A 20,889-nucleotide genomic window follows, 5' to 3' on the forward strand; every position below is an offset into this window, starting at 1 on the left:
GCGCGGGGCAGGTGATGAACCGGATTGGATTGCGCCAAGGCGATTAGCGAAAGCCGCGGAGCGCCTAATCTCCCTCCTTGTGGGGGAGATGGTCGGCAGACCAGAGGGGGGCGCTGTCCCGCAGCGTATCAGCGGTTATCCATGTCTCCACTACCAATAGGTGGGCGTCCAGGCATTGCCAGCGCCGCGTTCCTTCGCGCCCCCCTCTGTCCTGCCGGACATCTCCCCCACAAGGGGGGAGATCAGCAGCTTCGGCGCCTCGCTCAAACCTAAAAAACACCCATCAGCGCCTTCGAAACCCTCGCGCAGCGCCCCGGCGTCACATCGCCCGGCTTCAACGGCACGCCTTTTCCCGGCGCCACCGCCGGCTCGTACCAGCTCCGCAGCGCCTGGTCGGCTGCGCAATAGCCCCAGTTCACCAGGTCGACCGTCTCTTCGCTGCCCAGGAAATGCAGTGAGGTGCCGATATCCGCCGGCGCGGTCGCGGCGGTCTGCACGAAATTCGGCTCGCTCGCGTCCGGCTTGCTGGCGATCGACCAGAAGACGCCGCGCGTCGCCGCATAGTCGGGCCGGGTCGCGTCCTTGGGCAGGCCGCGATCGTCGGCGTCCTTGGCCGCCTGGAAGCGCGCCACCAGGTCCCGTCGCCGCAGTGAGCGCACCTGGTTGTCGGTGGTGTCGAGCACGCGTTTGAGCTGCGAGAACCAGTTCCAGTAGCCCGCCTTCGAAGCCTGCCAGGGCGCGCCGGCGTCGCTCACCAGCAGCCAGCGGCAGCGCTTCAGCGCCGGCTCGATGCCGTGATTGTCGTAGACGCCGCCATCGGTGAGCACGGCGCGGGAAGGCGGCACCGGCGCGCCGACCGAAGGGTCGAGCTTATCGTTCTTCCACACGAAGGGCGTGAGGTCGAGCCGAAGCGGCGACAGGAAAGGCGGGAAAGCCGAGGAGGCAGCCACCGCGGTCGCGACCGGCAGGTCGGCCTGGTAGGCGACGCCGATGCGATAGTCGGCGATGTAGCGCCGCGACAGCCGAAACAGCGAGCCGGTGCCGAGATTGCTGGAGCAGAACACGAACCAGGGCTTTTCCGGCAGGCTCTTCAACATCGGCCGGGAACCGTCGAATAAGTTCCGCTCGTAGCAGGCGGCGACTTCGCGCGCCGCGCTCGAAAACGGGTTGAACAGGCCCTTGAGGATCGACGGCGCATCGAGGAAGACCTGCGAGAACTCCAGGATCCTGTCGAGATAGATATCGAAATTGCTGGCGACGCCGCCCGCGAAGACGAAGCGTGGCCAGAGCACCGCCAAGAGCCCGGCCGCAATCGAGCCGCCCGAAACCGAGCTCACCATGTCGAGCTTCTGGAGCAGTCCCGCCTCGTTGAGACGGCAGAGCGCGCCGGCGTGGAACAGCATGGCCCGGTAGCCGCCGCCCGACAGGCAGAGGCCGAGGTCGTAGCGCTCGGCCTTGCCGTCGATGCTGGCCGCGCCGCCTGGCGCCGCCCCGGTACCGCGCGCTGCCGTCACACTGGCCATGAATGCTCCCCTCGTTCAGGCGCGGCTGTTCCGGCGCCTAATCCAGCCCAGCGCGGCCATTCTGGCAAGCGGCGGAATCGCGGAATTTCGGGGTTGGGAAGCTTGGGGTTCCTCGCCTCCACGAAGTGGGGGAGAGGTGTCCGCGAAGCGGACGGAGAGGGGGACTTCGTAGGGCGCTCCCCCTCTCCGTCTCGGCTTCGCCGAGCCACCTCTCCCCCACTTCGTGGGGGCGAGGAACCCAAGCTGGAGCAGCGCCTACCGATGCGAAAGAACATTCACCAAACGCCCGAACGGATCGCGCACATAGAAGCGCCGCACGCCCCAGGGCTCGTCGGCCGGGCCGTATTCGACGGCGAAGCCGGCCTTCTTCATGCCCGCAAGCGCCGCGTCGACATCGTCGACCTCGATCGACAGGTCCGGCACCGGCGTGCCCGACCCGCCCTCGGCCATGAAGCTCACCTGCACCGTCATGGTCTCGGCCGAACCGCAAGTGAGGATCCAGCCCTGGTCCATCAGGACATCAAGGCCGAGCACGTCCTGGTAAAAGCGCTTGGCCGCCGCAATGTCGGGGGTTTCGATATTGGCGACGATGCGTCTGACCTTCACCATGAGCCGCTCCTTTGCTTTGCCTGTCCGGGAGCCCTCCGCATTGCGGCGCCGGCCTCTATGCCGTGCGTTTGAGCGCCGTCACCTCGATCTCGATCTTCATTTCCGGCTTGTTGAGTTGGCACACGATCATCGTCGCCGCCGAACGGATGTCGCCGAACGCCTCGCCGAGGATCGGGAAGACAACGTCAACATAGGCCTGGTCGGTTATGTAGTAATGCGCGCGCACCACATCGGCCATGTCGAAGCCGCCATCGGCCAGTGCCTTGGCGATGGTGGCAAGGCAGTTGCGCGTCTGCGCCTCGACCGTGTCGGGCATGGTCATGGTGGCATAGTCATAGCCGGTCGTGCCGGAAACGAAGCACCAGTCGCCCTGCACCACCGCCCGCGAATAGCCGGCGGTTTTCTCGAAGGGGGAACCGGTGGAGATGAGCTTGCGCATGGAAGCCTCGCGTTGGTTGTCTCCACCATTCTGAGATGCGTGGACGACACAGTCGTGAGCCAGACAACGCGATGCTGGCGGGACAGCGCAGCGCGAAGGATCGCTACCCGACAGAAATCGGCCTAATTCCCCGAACCCTGCGCGTCGTCATAGGCCTTCTTGATATCCGCCGGCCAGTCCTTCACCGGCGGCCAGGCCTGCGGCTCGCCATTGTCGCCGCGGCGGGCGAAATAGACTTTCTGCTTGGCCGGGTCGACAGCCATGAAGCCGTCATTGCCGCCGCAGTCATGCGGCACGCAGCCGGTGGCGTAGAAGGCGCCGGACGCCGTCTTTTCGGTGCCGCCGCCAACCAGCAGGCTGGTCGCCATGTCGGGCATGTCGTTGCCCAGCAGCGCCTGGCCGGCCTTGTAGACCGCCTCATTGTGGAAGGCGTCGATGATGTTGTCGTATTTCGACGGGTCGACATCCTTCCAGTCGGTGCCTGGCTCCGGCGTGTAAGTCAGGTTGCCGGAGGTCGTCAGGCCTTCCGTGGGCGACCATTGCAGCGCCGGCTTGGAATCGCCCGGCAACAGGTAGGGCACGAAATAGATGGCGCTGTCGGAGACGGCGGCCGGCGGCGCGCCGCATTCGTCCTGCTCGACCGTGGTGGTCTCAATCTCGCCGTCCTTCTTCCAGACGATGACCTTGGCCGGGCCGCATTGATTGCCGCCGTCGCCGACATCGACGAGCGCGACGTTCACGTCGCCGATCTTGACGATCTTGTCGAAGAAGACGTCGTAATTGCTGGCCAGCTGCTTGCCGTCATAGGCAAGGACCTTCTCGCCGTCCTGTTCCGGCTGCGTGATGGTGAGCTGCCCGCCTTCGAACGGAATCGGCGCCTGCTTGTCGTCCTCCGACGCAGCCTGGTCACTGCCCTGGTCGGCCGTGCCTTGATCGGCAGCCGGCTGGTCGGACGTGGCGGGCGCCGTGGTCTGCGCGTGGGTGCCGATTGTGGCGAGAAGGATTGCCACCGAAGCGGCCAGAAGCGAGCGTGTCATGACTGTCCCCTCCATTCAGTCGCCACGAACCCGGCCGCGAACGGCCGGGCCACTACGTTCAGAATGTCAGGCCCAGGGGCGCTGCTCGGCGTTCCGCTTCTCGAAGGAAGCGATGGCGCCGGCTTTCTCCATGGTGAGGCCGATATCGTCGAGGCCATTGAGCAGGCAATGGCGCTTGAAGTCGTCGAGGTCGAATTTGACCACGCCGCCGTCCGGCCCGCGGATTTCCTTCGCCTCGAGATCGATCGACAGCGTCGCGTTGGAGCCGCGCGAGGCGTCGTCCATCAGCTTGTCGAGGTCTTCCGGGCTGACCGTGATCGGCAGGATGCCGTTCTTGAAGCAGTTGTTATAGAAGATATCGGCGAACGAGGTCGAGATCACGCACCGAATGCCGAAATCGAGCAGCGCCCAGGGCGCATGCTCGCGGCTCGAGCCGCAGCCGAAATTGTCGCCGGCGACCAGGATCTGCGCCCTGCGGTAGGCCGGCTTGTTGAGCACGAAATCCGGGTTCTCCGAACCGTCCTCATTGTAGCGCATCTCGGCGAACAGGCCGGTGCCGAGCCCGGTGCGCTTGATCGTCTTGAGATAATCCTTCGGGATGATCATGTCGGTGTCGACATTGACGATCGGCATTGGCGCGGCGACGCCGGTGAGCTTGGTGAATTTATCCATGGTACCTGCCCGTCTTCTTGGCTTGCGGGGAATTTTGCGGGACGGTTTACACAAAGCCGGCGGCAAATGAAAGGCAACTGTTCGTGCACGGCCCTTGGGCCAATGGCGGGCATGGCTTGCCGACGGAATGACGCCTCAAAAACGGCTTCGAGATCCTGGCCGGCTGGTGCAGTCTGCGGCCATGGCCGATCCTTCCAGAGTCCTTTATGCAAGCGAGCCCAGGCTCGATGTCGCCGAATTCCGCCGCGTGTTGGTCGACTCCGGCCTCGGCGAGACGCGGCCCATCGATGACGAGGCCCGCCTGAAGACGATGCTCGACAGGGCCAATCTGGTGCTGACCGCTCGGCTCGACCGGCCGGACCGGCAACTGGTCGGCGTCGCGCGCGGCGTCACCGACTTCTCCTGGGTCTGCTATATTTCCGAGCTCGCCGTGTCCGCCTCGGCGCAAGGGCTCGGCATCGGCAAAGGCCTGATGGACGAGGCGCGCCGCCAGCTCGGCCCTTCGGTCGCCATCAGCCTGATCTCGATGCCCGACGCCGTCGGCTTCTACGAGCGCATCGGCATGACGCGCATGGCCGACGCCTTCTGGTTCTCCCGCAAGCGCTGACGCTCCCGCAGCTGAAGGCGCCAGTCCGCGCAGCCCGGCACCCGATCTTTTTGCGCCTCACCGCTTGACATGCAACCAAATGGTTGCATATTAGAGCCATGAGCAGCATGGATGCCGTCTTTCGCGCTTTGGCCGACCCGACCCGCCGGCAATTGCTGGACAGCCTCCATGCAAGGAACGGGCAGACGCTCAACGCGCTCTGCGAGCACATGGACATGACGCGCCAGGCGGTGACCAAGCACCTGGCGATCCTGGAGGAGGCGAACCTCGTCACCACCATGCGCCGCGGCCGCGAGAAGGAGCACTACCTCAACCCCGTTCCGATCAACGAGATCGCCGAGCGCTGGATCGGCAAGTTCGAGCGCCATCGGCTCAACGCATTGAGCGACCTGAAGCAACGCCTTGAAAGGGAAGAGCCGTGAGCGAGAACAGCTTCGTCTATGTCACCTATATCCGCACCACGCCTGAAAAGCTGTGGGAGGCGCTGACCGATCCGGAATTCAACCGGCGGTTCTTTCTCTCCTCCCACCAGGAGAGCGACTGGAAGGTCGGCTCCAGCTGGAAGCTGATCTTCCCCGACGGGCGCCTCGCCGACTCAGGCGAGATCCTGGAGATCGATCCGCCAAAACCCTGGTAATCAAATGGCGCAATGAATGGCTGCCCGAGGTGAAGGAGGACGGCTACACGCGCTGCACCTTCACCATCGAGCCGGACGGCGAATTGATGAAGCTCGCCGTCGTGCACGAGGCCGACGGCCCGCACAGGCTGATCTCCAACGTCTCCAAGGGCTGGCCGCTGGTGCTGGCGAGCCTCAAGAGTCTGCTCGAAACCGGCAAGGGTTTCGAGCGCCCGCCCTCGAAGGGCTGAACTTCATTCCGGATACGAGACAATTTCGCTGGGGGTGCATGCGATGCTGCAACTGTCCTTGCCGCAAGCCATGGCGAACGCCGACACGGTGATGGCCTCGGCCGACCTTCCCGCCGCGCCGGACGAGGTCATCGCCGCACTGGTCACCCGGGAGGTCGAGCGCTGGTGGGGTTCGCCCGAAACCTATCGTATGATCGGATGGAACGCCGATCTTCGCGTCGGCGGAAGCTGGAGCGTCGTCGTGAAAACGGCCGACGGTCAACGTCTACCCGCCAGCGGCGAGTTTCTCGAAATCGAGATGCCGCGCCGCATCGTGCAGACACGGCGCTACGACGACTGGGACCATCCGGCGCTCGGCCGCAAGGAAACGACAGTGGCTTACCTGCTCGAGCCCATCACTGGCGGCACGCGGCTCACCATCTGCCACGGCGGATTCGCGGGTTTTCCGGACGCGGCAGCGGAACATGCTGAAGGCTGGGCACGGGTCCTTGGGTGGCTGCAAACCTATCTCGACGCGCGGCCGAGTGGCTGAAGCTCTCCCTTGACCCGCAATCACGGCTGTCCAGATTTTGGACATGGAGAACAGTCGCTGTGTCGTTGGAACCGCCGGGTGGAGCATACCGGCAGCATATAAAACTTCCTTTCCCTCAGCCGGCTCGCAGCTTGAACGCTACGCCATGCGGCTTTCGAACGTGGAGATCAATTCGTCCTTTCACAAGCCGCATCGGCGAGAAACCTACGAGAGCTGGGCGCGCTCGGTTCCGGACCATTTTCGCTTTTCCGCAAAACTCCCCAGGGCCGTGACGCATGAGCGCCGCCTCGAAGCTTGCGATGATCTTCTGGACATTTTTCTTGGTCAGATCGGAGGGCTCGGCGCCAAGCTTTCCGTGCTTTTGATTCAACTGCCACCCAGCCTGCAATTCGAGGCCCAAACCGCCGAGAACTTTTTCGCCTCGCTGCGTGCGAAGACTGACCGGCGCCTGGTCTGCGAACCGCGTCACCCCAGCTGGTTCGAACCCGAAGCTGAGGCCTTGCTGAGCCGCGTTCAGGTTGGGCGCGTTGCGGCCGACCCTGCTCCCGTGCCAGCCGCCGCTATGCCCGGCGGCTGGCGCGAGATCGCCTACTTCCGTTTCCATGGCGCGCCGCGAATCTATTATTCGGACTACGAGGCCGATCAGCTTCTGGAAATCGGCGGGCGGCTTGCCCAAGCCAGCGCGTCGGCCGCCGAAGTCTGGTGCATCTTCGACAACACAGCGAGAGGCCATGCGCTCGGCAATGCACTTTCGGTCGATGCGGCCGTTCGTCAGATGACGTTCAGCTCCCTGAACGCCCTTCCTTCCGCCACCCGCTCATAGCCGAACGCCGTGCAGTCGATCGTGCGATACCCGCCATGCATGACAAGCTCCGCGATCGACTTGCCGACCGCCGGCGCCTGCTGCAGGCCGTGGCCGGAAAAACCGTTGGCGAACAGGAAGTTTGCGACCTCCGGATGCGGCCCGATCACCCCGTTCTGATCGAGCGTGTTGTAATCGTAATGCCCGACCCAGGCGCGCGTCGGCTTGATCGCCTCGAAAGCGGGGATGCGGGTGGCCAGAACCGGCCAGATCACCTCTTCGAACAGCGGCCAGTTGACCTCAAAATCCTTGGGGTCGGGCGCGACATCGCCTTCCTCCGGCTCGGCGCCGCCGGTGAGGTAGACCGAGCCTTCCGGCCGCACATAGATGCCGGACGGATCGACCAGCAGCGGCATGTCGGCATATTTCTCGCGCGCCTCGAAGACAAAGACGTTGCGCTTGCGCGGCTCGACCGGCAGCTCGAGCCCGGCGAATGCCGCGACATTGCCGGCGTTCGGCCCGGCGGCGTTGACGACGGTGCCGGCTTCGAGCGTCTCGCCATTGTCGAGCGACACAGCGGTGACGCGGTTGCCCTCGCGCTTGATGCAGGTGGCGGAAGCCGTGATGAAATCGATCTTCCTGTCGCGCAGCGCCTTGCGGAACAGCGTCAACAGCGCATGCGCGTCGAACCAGCCCTCGCCGCTGCGGCCATAGGCGCCGGCGGAAATGCCTTCGACCGACAGCCATGGGAAGCGGCGCGCCAGCTGCCCGGCATCCTCGAGCAGGATATCGGCGCCCTCGGCGACCTGAGTCTCGTGATTGGCCTTGAGGATCGGCAGCCCGGCCTCGCCGGCAAGGATGAGGTAGCCGCCCTCGCGGAAGCCGATATCGGCATCGGCGCCGAACGTCTCCTTCAGCCGCCGGAACAGCTTTAGCGTGAACTGCGACAGGCGGATGTTTTCAGGGATGGAGAATTGCTGGCGGATCGAGGCGCAGGACAAGGTCGTCGCCGCGTGGGAGAATTGCGGGTCGCGTTCGACCAGAGCGATGGAGCCGGTAAAGCCTTCCTCCCGCAAATGATAGGCGACCGAGGACCCGACGATGGCTCCGCCGATGATGACGATGTCGTAGCGCACTTTTTTCTCCGATCAGAGCAATTCCAGGAAAAGTGTGTAGCGGTTTTCCGTACGGAATTGCGTAGCAAGCCACCCCGGTTCTCAGACGACCGGCAGACTGATCTCGAAGCGCGTGCCGCGCTCGGAGTCAACCAGCCTGATCGTGCCATCATGCGCTTTTAGGAGGGCCAGCACGATGCCGAGCCCCACGCCGGTGCCGCCGGTCTCGCGCCGCGTGGTGAAGAATGGCTCGAAGATTTTGGCCCGGTTGGCGGCCGAGATGCCGTCGCCGTCGTCGCCTAACTGGATCGACGCGCGCTCGCCGTGGGCCGAGGCATGGATCGCCACCTGCCGGGCGCCGTGCCTCGCCGAATTGTCGATGAGGTTGGCGAGCACGATGCCGAGATTCTCGGCCGAGATGCCGAGCCTGATATCGCCGCCGCCTTCGAGCCGCGGCTCCAGTCTGGTGTCGACCGGCAAGGATGCCAGCGCCGCATGGAGTGTCGTGCTCTCGCCGCTCGGCTCCAGGTTTTCGGCGCGCGCCAGGTCGAGCAGCCGGCGCACCAGGAGATTGAGCCGCCCGGCATCGGTGACGATGTTGTTGGAGAAGCGCTTGCGCTCGGCCTCGTCCATCGCGCCGCCGGAATCGCGCAGCAGCTCCGCCGCGCCCTGGATCGCCGTCAGCGGCGATTTCAGCTCATGCGAGACATGGGTGGCGAAGGTCTGGATGGAGTCGGAGCGCGCCTGCAGCTTGGTCGCCATGTCGAGGAAGGCCGTCGACAGCGCCGCCATCTCGCGCGTGCCGTGATGGGCGAGCGGCCTGGTCGCGTCGCGGTCGCCGGCGGCGATGCGTTTCGTCCGCTCGATCAGCGCATAAATCGGCCGGCTGACGGTGCGGATGAACACCAGCGCGATCAAGAGCGTGCCGCCGAGAATGGCGATGGCCGCCAACGTCACCTTGCCGCGCTCGCCATAGAGATGCTTGACGATGTTGTTCGGCGTCCGCGACAGATAGACCACGCCGGCGACCCGGCCGTCGAGTTCGACCGGCATGGCGACGAAGACTCGCACCCTGGTGCCGCGGCTCACCGAATAAAGCGGTGGCGGCGGCTGGTCGGGGATGCGCAGCCTGAGCTCGCTGGCATAAGCGCCGGAAAGCGCGATCCGCACCTCCTCGACCCCGCTGAGCGACTGACCGATCTCGTCGCCGCCGGCGATCACCACGCCGCGCGGGTCGAGCAGACGGAAGCCGGCGAGCGTCGTCTTCTGCGTTTCGTCGAGAATGCCGGAGAGCTTTGCGCCGATCGCCGCGAAAGCGGGATCGGCGGCGGCCGGAGCCGCCGCCGGCCGCATCGGCATCACGTCGTCCGAGGCGAGATCGAGGCGGGGCTCGATCGGTTCATAGGGATAGTTGTTGTCCCGCGCCGGATCGGCCGAGATCGGCGAACCCAGTCTGTCCTGGGAAATGCCGGCGGCGCGCACCTCCTTTGCATAGACGGCGGCGACGACCGCCCCTTGCGCAATCAGCTCGCCCTCGGTCTGGCGGATCAGCTGGTTCTCATAGAGCCGGAAGAAGAACAGCCCGACCAGCGGCAGGGCCATGACTACGATCAGGATGGCGATGACGACGGTGGCGAGCCGCGGCCGCCACCTTTCCTTGCTCAACCACCGCATCGGCCGAGCCGGAAGCCGACGCCATGCACCGTCGCGATCGCATCGGCGCAGCCGACCGCCGCCAGCTTGGCCCGCACGTTGCGGATATGGCTGTCGACCGTGCGTTCCGAGACATGAATGTTCGAGGCATAGGCATTGGCCATCACCGCGTCGCGGCCAAGCACGTGAAGCGGGCGGGCGAGGAAGCCCTTCAGGATGGCGAACTCGATCGCCGTCAAGGTGAGCGGCTTGCCGTCGAAGCTCGCCGCATGGCTTGCCGGGACAAGCATCAGCTTGCCATGCGCGAATTCCCGCTCGTCCGCTTCTTCCTCGACCGGCACTGGGCGCGCGCGCCGCAGGATGACGTTGACGCGGGCGACCAGCTCGCGCGGGCTGAACGGCTTGGTCACATAATCGTCGCCGCCCATTTCCAGCCCAAGGATGCGGTCGATTTCCTCATCCCGCGCGGACAGGAACAGCACCGGCACGTCGGATTTTTGCCTTAGCCGTCGGCAGACCTCCAGCCCGTCCATCTCCGGCATGCCGATATCGAGCACGATGAGGTCGGGCGCGCGCCGCTCGACCGCCTGCAGCGCTGCGGCGCCGTCGGCGACGGCGGCTGTCTTCATGCCGGCCTTTTCCAGCGCGAAGCAGATGATCTCGCGGATATGCGGATCGTCGTCGGCGACGAGTATGTTGTGCGGCATCGGTCAATGGCCCGGCGGGTAAGCTTGGGTGACGGCAGGATTAGAGCAATTCCAAGGAAAAGTGCGAAATTGTTTTCGGTCCGGAGCTGTGTCGGGACAAGGCCATGAGACCGCAAGGCGCTCGGGCATCATCGCCGGACCCTCCTCGGCGTATCCGCCACGTGGCGCGACCTCGGAGGGAAAAGCAGGACGTCCGCCGCGACGCGCAGTCTTTGCGGCTCGACGAGCCACCAGCCTTCGTCGCGGAGCCGGCGCGGCAGGGACCAGCGGGATGTGTGAGGCGTTTGCATGACGGCCTTGTCGCAGACGGACGCGGTAAGCGCGCGGCGGATTAGAGGAGGTTTTCCGCAAGGATTTGCAGATTTCTCGCAGGCCGGCTCTCCTTGAGAGACAGGACAATCGCATAGGGCGCTCCCCCTCTCCGTCTCGGCTTCGCCGAGCCACCTCTCCCCCGCCTCTGTGTACAGACTGGGGAGATGGTGGACAGGCGTTCGGAGACATCGTGGACACTTCCCGATCCTTGGATCGGGAGGGATGGAATGCCGTTTTACGAGGTGTCCATGATGGATCGGAAGCGAGAGTTCGTGGAGTTTGCCTCGCGAGAGTGGGCGAATGTGCGTGAACTTTGTCGACGGTTCGGGATCAGTCCGACGACCGGCTATAAGTGGCTCGAGCGATACCGGTCGGAAGGGCCGGCTGGATTGGTCGAACGATCGCGTCGCCCGCACTTGAGCCCGCAACGCACCGCTTCGGCAATTGAGGCAAGGGTGTTGCAGGTACGCGACGAGAGCAACGACGTCTGGGGCGGTCGCAAGATCAGACAGGCGATGAAGAGACATGGCGAACTCGACATCCCGGCGGCGAGCACGATCACCGCGATCCTGCGTCGTCATGATCGGCTGACGGAGGCGACAGCAGCGCAACATCCGGGACCATGGCAGCGCTTCGAGCGGGAGGCTCCCAACGAGCTGTGGCAGATGGACTTCAAGGGTCACTTCGCCATCCATGGCGGGCGCTGCCATCCGCTCACCACGCTCGACGATCACTCGCGCTTCAACCTGGTGCTGTCCGCCTGCGGCGACGAGCAGGGCCGGACGGTACGCCGGGAGCTGGAGATTACCTTTCGCCGCTATGGCTTGCCGCTGGCGATGCTGATGGACGGCGGCTCGCCGTGGAGCGATTCCGGCGGTGAGCCTTACACCGGCTTCAGCGTCTGGCTGTTGCGGCTCGGCATCCGCGTGCTGCACGGTCGGCCGCGCCATCCGCAGACCCAAGGCAAGGAAGAACGCTTCCATCGCACACTCAAGGCCGAGGTGATCAACGGGCGAAGCTTCGGCGATCTCGCCGAGTGCCAGCGAGCCTTCGATCGGTGGCGCCCGCGCTATAACTACGAACGACCACACGAAGCACTCGACATGGCCACGCCGGCCGAGCGCTACCGGCCGAGCCCGCGCAGCTTTCCCGACGTCCTGCCCGCGATCGAGTACGCACCGGGCGACCAGGTTCGCAAGGTCGACAGTGATGGCTTCATCAGCTTCAGGAACCGACCCTGGCGACTCGGCAAGGCATTCCGCGGCGAGCTGGTGGCGCTTCGCCCGACCGTCGAGGATGGTGTCTTCAGCGTGCACTACTGCTCGCATCGAATTGCCACCCTGAACCTACGTCAGGGCGCAAGCGAGACCTGTGGACTTGTGGACAACGCTGAGCGTTGCCCACAGGGTCCACAGGCCGAACAACAAAAACAACCCAGCAGTTCGTGATGAACAAAAGCGTCCACGATGTCCCCGAACACCCGTTCACCTTGTCTCCAGCACAAACACTCTGGCGGGGGCGAGGAACCTGGGCTTGCGAAAGCCGCGCCCTCGGCGGTTAGCGTTTCCTCGCCCCCACAAAGTGGGGGAGAGGTGGCTCGGCGCGCAGCGCCGAGACGGAGAGGGGGCTGGCGCTGCCGTATGCGATTGTCCTGGCCCTGCGCGGGCGAGGAACAAGGCCAAGCCATGACCACCTTCACCCCATCATCATCCGCCGAAGTCCTCTCCACCGTCCAATGGGCGGCAGCCGAAGAGACACCCCTCGAAATCTTCGGCCATGGCTCCAAGCGCGGCATCGGCCGCCCACTGCAGACCGAACACACGCTCGACCTCTCCAAGCTCACCGGCGTCACCCTCTACGAGCCCGCTGAGCTGGTGCTGTCGGCCAAGGCAGGCACGCCGCTCGCCGAGATCGAACAACTGCTTGCGGAAAACGGCCAGCAATTCGCCTTCGAGCCGATGGACTACGGTCCGTTGCTCGGTGGCGAGCCAGGCAGAGGCACCATCGGCGGCGTGCTGGCCTCGAACCTGTCCGGCCCGCGCCGTCTCAAGGCGGGAGCCGCGCGCGACCATATCCTTGGCGTCGCCGCCGTCTCGGGCCGTGGCGAGGCCTTCAAGTCGGGCGGGCGCGTCGTCAAGAACGTCACCGGCTACGATCTCTCCAAGCTGATGGCGAACAGTTGGGGCACGCTGGCCGTGCTCACGGATGTCACGTTCAAGGTGCTGCCGGCCGCCGAAACGGAAGTGACTTTGGCCATCCGCGGCCTGCTCGACGATGCGGCGGTCGCCGCCATGGCGCTGGCGCTGGGCTCCAGCGCCGAAGTGTCGAGCGCGGCGCATCTGCCGGAGCGCATCGCGGCCCGCGTCGCCGGCGGCAAGCACGGCAGCGACGCCGCCACGCTGCTGCGCGTCGAGGGGTTTGGCCCCTCGGTCGTCTATCGCATCGAGGCGCTCAAGCAGCTGCTCGGCAAGGCCGGGCCGCTGGAAGAGATCGCCGGCGAGGCGTCGAAAGCCATCTGGCGCGACATCCGAGACTGCCGGCCTTTCGCCGACGGCGGCACGCGGCCGGTCTGGCGTGTCTCGATGGCGCCGTCCGTGGCGCATCACATGGTGATGGCGCTGCGCATGCAGGCGGCGGTCGATGCGTTCTACGACTGGCAGGGCGGTCTGGTGTGGCTGTCGATGCGCGAGGACGATCCCGAGGCCGACCTCTTGCGCGGCTTGATCCGCAAGCATGGCGGCGGCCATGCGACGCTGGTGCGCGCCTCCGCTCCGCATCGCGCGGCGCTGCCGGTGTTCGAGCCGCAGCCGCCGCATCTGGCGGCGCTCTCGGCGCGGCTCAAGGCCGAGTTCGATCCGAAGAATATCCTCAACCCTGGCCGCATGGCGCCGGGCTCCGGCTCTGCTACTCTCGCCCGATCAACACAGGGAGCAGCATCATGAGCAATACCGATCCAGGACCGAGCAGCGCGCCACGCCAGACCGATCGCTGGCTGGAGCCGGGCCAGACCAACGCGCTGGTCATCTACATTCTCTACCTCGCCGGCCTCGTCATCGGCATCACCGGCATTGTCGGCATCGTGCTTGCCTACATCAATCGCGGCAAGGCCGGCGGCTTCGTCGAAAGCCACTATACGTTCCTGATCAGGACGTTCTGGATCGGCCTTCTCTACGCGCTGATCTCGGTGGTCCTGATGATGCTTGTGATCGGCTTCGTGCTGATGTTGGCCGCCGCCGTCTGGTTTATCGCCCGCTGCATTCTGGGCATCCAGGCGCTGCAGCGCGGCGAGCCCGTCAGGAACCCGCAAAGCTGGCTTCTGGGACAGTAAGGATTTTTGCGTGCAGACCAATTTCTCCCTTGCCCAGCTTGCCGACCCGCATGTCGCGGAATCGGAGAAGATCCTGCGCAAATGCGTGCATTGCGGCTTCTGCACCGCCACCTGCCCGACCTATGTGACGCTCGGCAACGAGCTCGATTCGCCGCGCGGCCGCATCTACCTCATCAAGGACATGCTGGAGAACGGCCGCCCGGCGGATAAGGAGATCGTCACCCATATCGACCGGTGTCTCTCCTGCCTTGCCTGCATGACGACATGTCCGTCGGGCGTGAACTACATGCATCTGGTTGACCACGCCCGCGCCCACATCCAGCAGACCTATAAGCGGCCGCTGCTCGACCGGCTGACGCGCGCCGTGCTGGCCTTCGTGCTGCCTTATCCCAGCCGCTTCCGCGCCGCGCTGAAACTGGCCGGTCTCGGCCGGCCTTTCATCCGCCTGTTCGAGAAACTGCCGGATCTGAAGCCGGTCGCAGCCATGCTGAAGCTGGCGCCGTCCGCGGTCCCGCCGGCATCGCCGATGGCGAAACCAGGCACGCATACCGGGCAAGGCACAAAGCGAGGCCGCGTCGCGATCCTTACCGGCTGCGCGCAATCGGTGCTCGATCCCGCCATCAATGAAACGACGATTTCTCTGCTGACCAGGCTTGGCGTCGAGGTCGTGGTGCCCGAAGGCGAGGGCTGCTGCGGCGCGCTCGTCCATCACATGGGCCGCGAGGATCAGGCTCTTGCCTCGGCCAGGCGGAATGTCGACGCCTGGACGCGCGCGATCGACCAAGGCGGGCTCGACGCCATCATCATCACCGCGTCAGGCTGCGGCACAACGATCAAGGATTACGGCTTCATGCTGCGCCTCGATCGGGCCTATGCCGAAAAGGCCGCGCGCGTCTCGGCGCTGGCCAAGGACGTCGCCGAATATCTCGCCGCCCTCGACCTGCCCGAGCCGGTGCGCAAGCCGGGCACGATCGTCGCCTATCACTCCGCCTGCTCGATGCAGCACGGCCAGAAGATCACGCACCAGCCGAAGGAGCTTCTGGCCAAGGCGGGCTTCGTCGTGCGCGAGCCGCAGCAAAGATGCCCCTCGCGCGGCTCGGCCGGCACCTACAACATCCTGCAGCCCGACATCTCCGCCAAATTGCGCGACCGCAAGGTGCGGAATATCGAGGCGACCGGCGCCGAAATCGTCGCCACCGGCAATATCGGCTGCATCACGCAAATCGCGTCCGCCGCCAAGCTGCCCGTGGTGCACACGATCAAGCTGCTCGACTGGGCCTATGGTGGTCCGAAGCCGGAAGGAGTTTCCGATGTAACGATGGTCGCCGCCGAGTAGTGGAAGTTACTCCGCCGCGAGCTGATCCGCCACGCCGTAGGTCGCGCGATAGAGCGCGCGCTGGCGGTTAAGCGCCACCATGGTGTTGCGCAAGAGGATCGCCACGGTGAGCGGCCCGACGCCGCCTGGCACCGGCGTGATCCAGGACGCCACTTCCTTGACGCTGTCGGTGTCGACGTCTCCAACGATGCGGGTTTCGCCGTCGGGCCCGACCTCGGAATTGATGCCGATGTCGATGACGGCGGCGCCCGGCTTCACCATGTCGGCCTTGATCAGCCGCGGCTTGCCGACCGCGACGAACAGCGCGTCGGCGCGCCGTGCATGCGCCGCCACCGAGCGCGTCATGTGGTGGCACACCGTCACCGTGGCGCCTTCGCTCATCAGCAGGAAGGCGATCGGCTTGCCGACGATCTCCGAATGGCCGACGACGACCACTTCGAGCCCCTTGAGATCGAGGCCGGTCTTCTTCAGCAGTTCGACCGAGGCTGCCGCCGTGCAGGGCGCCAGATCGAGCTGGTTGTAGACGATGTTGCCGATCGAGGCCGGGTGCATGCCTTCGACATCCTTCAGCGGATGCACGGCGGCCTGCAGCGTCTTGATCGGGATATGCGCCGGCACCGGCCGCTGGATGATGATGCCGGTGACGCGCGGGTCGGCGTTGAGGCCGTGGATCGCGGCTTCCAGTTCGCCGGCCGTGATGTCGGCGGCAAAGCGCCGCTCCTCGAAGCCGATGCCGGCAAGGGCTGCCTTGGCGCGCTGGTTGCGCACATAGACATCGACCGCTTCGGTATCGCCGACGGTGATCGAGACCAGCTTTGGCGGAAAACCTTCGGCCGTCGCGATCAAGGCATCTTCGCGCACCGACGCAATGATGCGCTGGGCAACCGGGCCGCCTTTCAGATAGCGGCTGTCGTCGGTCCGGGTCATGGCTGGCACCTCTGCCTTCTGGGCAATTCGAGGAAATCGCGTAAGCAGCGTAGCGTCCAGAATTGCGTGACGATCAGGATTTGTGCACTGCAATAGCAGAGGAGCGCCGGGAAATCAGCCCCGAAAGCGAATCCGTCTGTTTGCGGCGCGACTTGCCGCGCCACGCGTCAAAGAAGCCTCAAAAACGAAAAGGGCAGCGCGGTTGCCCACGCTGCCCTTTCGTGACCGGCCGTATCCCCACACGGCCCGTCCCCCGTAAACTCGAAATCGGGTTAAGCACATCCCACGGGATCGCACTATGACTTGACGGCAACAGCTGGACTAAAAGTGCTGCGCCGTCTAACCGGCTGGTTCGCAGAAACTAGATCACCTCGACCGTGGTTCCGACATTGACGCGCTCGTAAAGGTCGACGACGTCCTCGTTGCGCATGCGGATGCAGCCGGAAGACACCGCGCCGCCGATCGTCCAGGGCTGGTTGGTGCCGTGGATGCGGTATTCGGTGGTGCCGAGATAGAGCGCGCGGGCGCCCAGCGGGTTCTCCATGCCGCCGGCGAGATAGGTCGGCAAATAGCGGCCCTTGGCCGCCTCGCGCTTGATCATCGCCGCCGGCGGGCGCCAGTCCGGCCACACCTTCTTGTCGGTGATCTTGTGCGTGCCCGACCATTCGAAGCCCGGCTTGCCGGTGCCGACGCCGTAACGCCGCGCCTTGCCGTTCTTCTCCACCAGGTAGAGGAAATTCTGGTGCGTATCGATGACGATCGTGCCCGGCTTCGCCGGCCCGTCATAGGCGACTTCCTGCGGCAGATAGATCGGGTTGATTTGCGGTCGCATTACCATGCGCTTGGCCGGCTGCTGCACGGCTGCCGTCCTCTGCCGGTCGGGCTGCGCCTGGAACAGGCGCTGCAGCGGCTGCTGCGTCGCTTGCCGGACCGGGCGCACGATGCCCGGCGCACGGCCAAGTTGCAGCACCCAGGGCGCCGAAAGGTCGGGGCTCACCGTCACCGGCGGCATATCGGCGTAGCGGTCATTGGCAAGGGAGGTGGTGGCGCCGGCGGCAAGGATCGCCGCCGCGCCGAGCAGGTAACAAAACGCTGTCTTCATTGGAACGCACCTTGATCGAACTCATCCGGGGCGGAGAGGACGCCCTCGGTTTCGCGATCCTTGGCGCGCAGCGGCAAGCAAAACATGAATCGGAATGCGTAAAATGCCGCTTTGTCAGTAAACCTTTTGGTGTGGTTACCGGCCGGTTCAGGAATCTGGTAAAGCCACGGTAAAAGCGGCGCCGAGGCGCATTAACGAATGGATTTGCTGACGATGGCAACGGAAAATACCGGCATTCTCGATGGTCCCGACGGCAGGGCGCGCTGCTTCTGGCATGGCAATTTGCCGGACTATCTTCACTATCACGATCATGAATGGGGCCGGCCGGTAACGGATGATCGCCGGCTGTTCGAAAAGATCTGCCTGGAAGGATTCCAGTCGGGCCTGTCGTGGCTCACCATCCTGCGCAAGCGCGAGAATTTCCGTGAGGCCTTCGCCGGTTTCGACTTCGACAAGGTGGCTCAATTCACCGAGAAGGATGTCGAGCGCCTGCTCGGCAATGCCGGCATCATCCGCCATCGCGGCAAGATCGTCTCGACCATCAACAACGCCAAACGCGCCCGCGAGATGGTCGACGAGTTCGGCTCTTTAGCCGCCTGGTTCTGGAAGTTCGAACCGGGTCCGGACGAGCGTCCGGAAATCGTCGACCTCGCGCATCTGCGCGCCAATCCGACGACGGCCGTGTCTGTCAGGATATCGAAGGAGTTGAAGAAGCGAGGCTGGAGCTTTGTCGGCCCGACGACGGTCTATGCCTTCATGCAGGCCATGGGCCTCGTCAACGACCACCTCGAGGGCTGCTATTGCAGGGCGGAGGTGGAGAAAGAGCGCAAGAAGCTCAAAAGGCCGAAGTAGAGCGCGCTCTTTCCTTCTCCCCGTGAACGGGGAGAAGGTGCCCGAAGGGCGGATGAGGGGCAGCGCCGGCCTTCGAGATTTCTCGGTAGACCTCAAGTCAAACGCTGCCGGCGCCTGCCAAAAACAACCCCGCCAGGATCGCCGCCACAGCCGCGAAAGCCGGGTAGATTACCAAAAGCCCGGTGACCAGCGCGTCGCGGGCGCTCGGCTTGGTCGCCGCAGCCTCGAACGGCCCAGCCGGCTGCTGCGCCGGCTTCAGCGCCGGAACCCCGGCAGGCCTCAGCCTTGCAGTCTCGCCCTCGATGATATCTTCAGCCGTGGTCATGGCCCTGAACCCCTTGTTTCGGCGCGTTTTATGGTCGCGGATTGTGTCGGCAGCATGCCGCGCTGGTGGCGGAATTGTTTCGTATTTGCGCTGATTGTTTCGAAGTTCTTGGAGGCCCTCAACCCTCTAGGGTGGGATATTGAAGTCTACTTCTTTGTTAGTCGGCGCCGCCCCTCATCGCCCTGCCGGGCACTTCTCCCCTTATAGAGACGGGGAGAAGGACGCTGGCGCCGCGGGTTTGGCCAGTCGGCAACGCTGGAGCTGTCGCGCCGGCGCTTCCTCCTTCTCCCCGGTCACTACACGGGGAGAAGGTGCCGGCAGGGGGACGAGGGGCGGCGCGGCGCCTGCAAACTATCGAACTGTTTCCTGCAGGTCTGCAAACGCTTGCCGCACCACTTGGCATGGGTTAGGACACGCCCGCTCCCGATAAGCCAGTGTTTACTTAACGAAAAGACCTACCCCATGGCCGACAAATCCGAAAAGACGAAAGCGCGGCTGCCGCGCGGTTTTGCCGACCGCAGCGCCGAAGACATCCGCGCCGTCGAGAAGATGATGGCCACCATCCGCTCGGTCTATGAGCTTTACGGCTTCGAGCCGGTCGACCAGCCGATGATCGAATACACCGATGCTCTGGGCAAATTCCTGCCCGATCAGGACCGGCCGAACGAAGGGGTGTTCTCCTTCCAGGATGATGACGAGCAGTGGCTGTCGCTGCGCTACGACCTGACCGCGCCGACGGCGCGCTTCGTCGCGGAAAATTTTGACAAGCTGCCGAAGCCTTATCGCAGCTACCGCTCCGGCTGGGTGTTCCGCAACGAGAAACCGGGTCCCGACCGCTTCCGCCAGTTCATGCAGTTCGACGCCGACACGATCGGCACGCCGGGCGTCGCCGCCGACGCGGAGATGGCGATGATGATGGCCGACGTCATGGAGGCGCTCGGCATCAAGCGCGGCGACTACGTCATTCGCGTCAACAACCGCAAGGTGCTCGACGGCGTGCTGGAGGCCATCGGGCTCGGCGGTGAGGACAACGCCGGCCGCCGGTTGACCGTACTGCGCGCCATCGACAAGCTCGACAAGCTCGGGCCGGAAGGCGTCAGGCTTCTGCTTGGCCCCGGACGCTGGGACGGTGGCAAGGAAGGCGAGGGCGATTTCGCCAAGGGCGCCGGATTGAAGGATGCGCAAGCCGAGGCGGTTCTTCTGGCAACGGCCAGGAACGGGCAGGCCGCCCAGGACGCCAGCGTCAATGCCAATGCTGTCTATCAGGAAGGCGTTGGCGAACTCGCAACGATCGAGGCCCTGGTTAGAGCCGCGAGCTACGGCGAAGACCGCATCGTGATGGACCGCTCCGTCGTGCGCGGCCTCGAATACTACACCGGCCCTGTCTTCGAGGCCGAGCTGCTGGCCGAGATCCCCAACGACGAAGGCCAGATCGTGCGTTTCGGCTCGGTCGGCGGCGGCGGGCGCTATGACGGGCTGGTCTCGCGCTTTCGCGGCGAGCCGGTGCCGGCGACCGGTTTTTCGATCGGCGTCTCGCGGCTGATGACGGCGCTGAAGAACCTCGGCAAGCTGGATACCTCCGATATCATCGCCCCGGTCGTCGTGCTGGTCATGGACAAGGATACGGAAAGCCTCGGCCGTTACCAGAAGATGGTCGCCGATCTGCGCGCCGCCGGCATCCGCTCGGAAATGTATCTCGGCGGCGCGGGCATGAAGGCGCAGCTGAAATATGCAGACCGCCGCGGCAGCCCTGTCGCCATCATCCAGGGCGGCGACGAGCGCGCCAAGGGCGAGGTGCAGATCAAGGACCTCATCGAAGGCGCGCGCCTGTCGGCCGAGATCACCGACAACGCCGAATGGCGCGCGGCACGCCCGGCGCAGGTGACGGTCGCGGAGGGTGACCTGGTGGCTGAGGTGAAGAAGATACTCGCGGCGCAGGCCGCCGACCGCGCGAAGGGTGGCGCTTGAGCCCCCCTCTCTGGCCTGCCGGCCATCTCCCCCTCAAGGGGGAGATCAGATGTCGCGCATGCTTTCGCCAATTTTCAACGCTGCAGGAGGAGGCGCGGCGTCCGAGCTGCCAATCTCCCCCCTTGAGGGGGAGATGTCCGGCAGGACAGAGAGGGGGGCCTCGCGCCCAACTTATC

The 20,889-nt window shown here is 64.9% G+C and carries 21 protein-coding genes and 1 pseudogene; 11 read left to right on the forward strand and 11 right to left on the reverse strand.

The window, feature by feature from the left end; translation table 11 throughout:
* Nucleotides 1–269: 269 nt before the first annotated feature.
* From EOA28_RS05245 to leuD, 5 genes are all read right to left on the reverse strand, one after another.
* Nucleotides 270–1,523 carry a patatin-like phospholipase family protein gene (locus EOA28_RS05245; protein WP_127249948.1) on the reverse strand — a complete coding sequence of 418 codons (1,254 nt, stop codon included), beginning with the start codon at nt 1,521–1,523 and terminating at the stop codon, nt 270–272.
* Between the two features lie 255 nt (nt 1,524–1,778).
* The gene (locus EOA28_RS05250) at nt 1,779–2,129 is read right to left on the reverse strand and encodes a VOC family protein (RefSeq protein WP_126083640.1); all 351 of its coding nucleotides are present in this window, start codon (nt 2,127–2,129) and stop codon (nt 1,779–1,781) included.
* A 58-nt stretch (nt 2,130–2,187) separates the two neighbouring features.
* Complete coding sequence (locus tag EOA28_RS05255) at nt 2,188–2,571, reverse strand: RidA family protein (protein WP_127253066.1); 384 nt, start codon at nt 2,569–2,571, stop codon at nt 2,188–2,190.
* A 122-nt stretch (nt 2,572–2,693) separates the two neighbouring features.
* Nucleotides 2,694–3,608, reverse strand: coding sequence for a hypothetical protein (locus EOA28_RS05260; RefSeq protein WP_127253068.1), 915 nt, complete (start codon nt 3,606–3,608; stop codon nt 2,694–2,696).
* A 66-nt stretch (nt 3,609–3,674) separates the two neighbouring features.
* Nucleotides 3,675–4,280 carry a 3-isopropylmalate dehydratase small subunit gene (leuD, locus tag EOA28_RS05265; protein WP_127253070.1) on the reverse strand — a complete coding sequence of 202 codons (606 nt, stop codon included), beginning with the start codon at nt 4,278–4,280 and terminating at the stop codon, nt 3,675–3,677.
* A 181-nt stretch (nt 4,281–4,461) separates the two neighbouring features.
* Between leuD and EOA28_RS05270 the strand changes: the two genes are divergently transcribed.
* The 5 genes and pseudogenes from EOA28_RS05270 (at nt 4,462) to EOA28_RS05290 (ending at nt 7,109) form a co-directional block, all read left to right on the forward strand.
* Nucleotides 4,462–4,887 (forward strand): GNAT family N-acetyltransferase, encoded by a 426-nt coding sequence (locus EOA28_RS05270; protein ID WP_127253071.1) that lies wholly within the window; start codon nt 4,462–4,464, stop codon nt 4,885–4,887.
* Nucleotides 4,888–4,994: 107 nt separating this feature from the next.
* Nucleotides 4,995–5,309: a metalloregulator ArsR/SmtB family transcription factor gene (locus EOA28_RS05275; protein ID WP_189341933.1), complete on the forward strand. Its 315-nt coding sequence runs from the start codon at nt 4,995–4,997 to the stop codon at nt 5,307–5,309.
* Nucleotides 5,306–5,754: pseudogene (locus EOA28_RS05280) on the forward strand (SRPBCC family protein). Before EOA28_RS05275 ends, EOA28_RS05280 begins: the two are co-directional and overlap by 4 nt.
* 43 nt (nt 5,755–5,797) lie before the next feature.
* Nucleotides 5,798–6,286 (forward strand): SRPBCC domain-containing protein, encoded by a 489-nt coding sequence (locus EOA28_RS05285; protein ID WP_127253077.1) that lies wholly within the window; start codon nt 5,798–5,800, stop codon nt 6,284–6,286.
* A 43-nt stretch (nt 6,287–6,329) separates the two neighbouring features.
* Nucleotides 6,330–7,109: a DUF72 domain-containing protein gene (locus EOA28_RS05290; protein ID WP_127253079.1), complete on the forward strand. Its 780-nt coding sequence runs from the start codon at nt 6,330–6,332 to the stop codon at nt 7,107–7,109.
* On the opposite strand, the gene EOA28_RS05295 is transcribed toward EOA28_RS05290, so the two are convergent.
* The 3 genes from EOA28_RS05295 to EOA28_RS05305 form a co-directional block, all read right to left on the reverse strand.
* Nucleotides 7,058–8,224, reverse strand: a complete 1,167-nt coding sequence (locus tag EOA28_RS05295) for an FAD-binding oxidoreductase (protein ID WP_127253081.1) — start codon at nt 8,222–8,224, stop codon at nt 7,058–7,060. The two genes, EOA28_RS05290 and EOA28_RS05295, sit on opposite strands and share 52 nt — an antisense overlap.
* 81 nt (nt 8,225–8,305) lie before the next feature.
* Complete coding sequence (locus EOA28_RS05300; RefSeq protein WP_127386318.1) at nt 8,306–9,877, reverse strand: ATP-binding protein; 1,572 nt, start codon at nt 9,875–9,877, stop codon at nt 8,306–8,308.
* Nucleotides 9,865–10,563: a response regulator transcription factor gene (locus EOA28_RS05305; RefSeq protein WP_128314680.1), complete on the reverse strand. Its 699-nt coding sequence runs from the start codon at nt 10,561–10,563 to the stop codon at nt 9,865–9,867. The genes EOA28_RS05300 and EOA28_RS05305 overlap by 13 nt, the downstream gene beginning before the upstream one ends.
* A 539-nt stretch (nt 10,564–11,102) precedes the next feature.
* Between EOA28_RS05305 and EOA28_RS05310 the strand changes: the two genes are divergently transcribed.
* The 4 genes from EOA28_RS05310 (at nt 11,103) to glcF (ending at nt 15,539) form a co-directional block, all read left to right on the forward strand.
* Nucleotides 11,103–12,323, forward strand: a complete 1,221-nt coding sequence (locus EOA28_RS05310) for an IS481 family transposase (protein ID WP_245463269.1) — start codon at nt 11,103–11,105, stop codon at nt 12,321–12,323.
* A 237-nt stretch (nt 12,324–12,560) separates the two neighbouring features.
* The gene (gene glcE, locus EOA28_RS05315; RefSeq protein WP_127250074.1) at nt 12,561–13,817 is read left to right on the forward strand and encodes a glycolate oxidase subunit GlcE; all 1,257 of its coding nucleotides are present in this window, start codon (nt 12,561–12,563) and stop codon (nt 13,815–13,817) included.
* The gene (locus EOA28_RS05320) at nt 13,814–14,203 is read left to right on the forward strand and encodes a DUF4870 domain-containing protein (protein WP_127250073.1); all 390 of its coding nucleotides are present in this window, start codon (nt 13,814–13,816) and stop codon (nt 14,201–14,203) included. Before glcE ends, EOA28_RS05320 begins: the two co-directional genes overlap by 4 nt.
* A 10-nt stretch (nt 14,204–14,213) precedes the next feature.
* Nucleotides 14,214–15,539: a glycolate oxidase subunit GlcF gene (gene glcF, locus EOA28_RS05325; protein ID WP_128314681.1), complete on the forward strand. Its 1,326-nt coding sequence runs from the start codon at nt 14,214–14,216 to the stop codon at nt 15,537–15,539.
* Nucleotides 15,540–15,545: 6 nt separating this feature from the next.
* On the opposite strand, the gene EOA28_RS05330 is transcribed toward glcF, so the two are convergent.
* Nucleotides 15,546–16,466 carry a bifunctional 5,10-methylenetetrahydrofolate dehydrogenase/5,10-methenyltetrahydrofolate cyclohydrolase gene (locus EOA28_RS05330; RefSeq protein WP_127250071.1) on the reverse strand — a complete coding sequence of 307 codons (921 nt, stop codon included), beginning with the start codon at nt 16,464–16,466 and terminating at the stop codon, nt 15,546–15,548.
* 361 nt (nt 16,467–16,827) lie between these two features.
* Nucleotides 16,828–17,568: a L,D-transpeptidase gene (locus EOA28_RS05335; protein ID WP_128298378.1), complete on the reverse strand. Its 741-nt coding sequence runs from the start codon at nt 17,566–17,568 to the stop codon at nt 16,828–16,830.
* 213 nt (nt 17,569–17,781) lie between these two features.
* On the opposite strand from EOA28_RS05335, the gene EOA28_RS05340 reads away from it, so the two are divergent.
* Complete coding sequence (locus EOA28_RS05340; RefSeq protein ID WP_127250088.1) at nt 17,782–18,420, forward strand: DNA-3-methyladenine glycosylase I; 639 nt, start codon at nt 17,782–17,784, stop codon at nt 18,418–18,420.
* 97 nt (nt 18,421–18,517) lie between these two features.
* Here the strand turns inward: EOA28_RS05340 and EOA28_RS05345 are convergent, their stop codons facing one another.
* Nucleotides 18,518–18,745: a hypothetical protein gene (locus tag EOA28_RS05345; protein ID WP_126078875.1), complete on the reverse strand. Its 228-nt coding sequence runs from the start codon at nt 18,743–18,745 to the stop codon at nt 18,518–18,520.
* 462 nt (nt 18,746–19,207) lie between these two features.
* Here EOA28_RS05345 and hisS point away from each other — a divergent pair, with 462 nt between their 5' ends.
* Nucleotides 19,208–20,713 (forward strand): histidine--tRNA ligase, encoded by a 1,506-nt coding sequence (gene hisS, locus EOA28_RS05355; protein ID WP_127250070.1) that lies wholly within the window; start codon nt 19,208–19,210, stop codon nt 20,711–20,713.
* The last annotated feature ends 176 nt before the right edge of the window (nt 20,714–20,889 follow it).

Origin of the sequence: Mesorhizobium sp. M2A.F.Ca.ET.067.02.1.1, assembly GCF_004023285.1 — a bacterium.
Classification (GTDB): Bacteria; Pseudomonadota; Alphaproteobacteria; order Rhizobiales; family Rhizobiaceae; genus Mesorhizobium.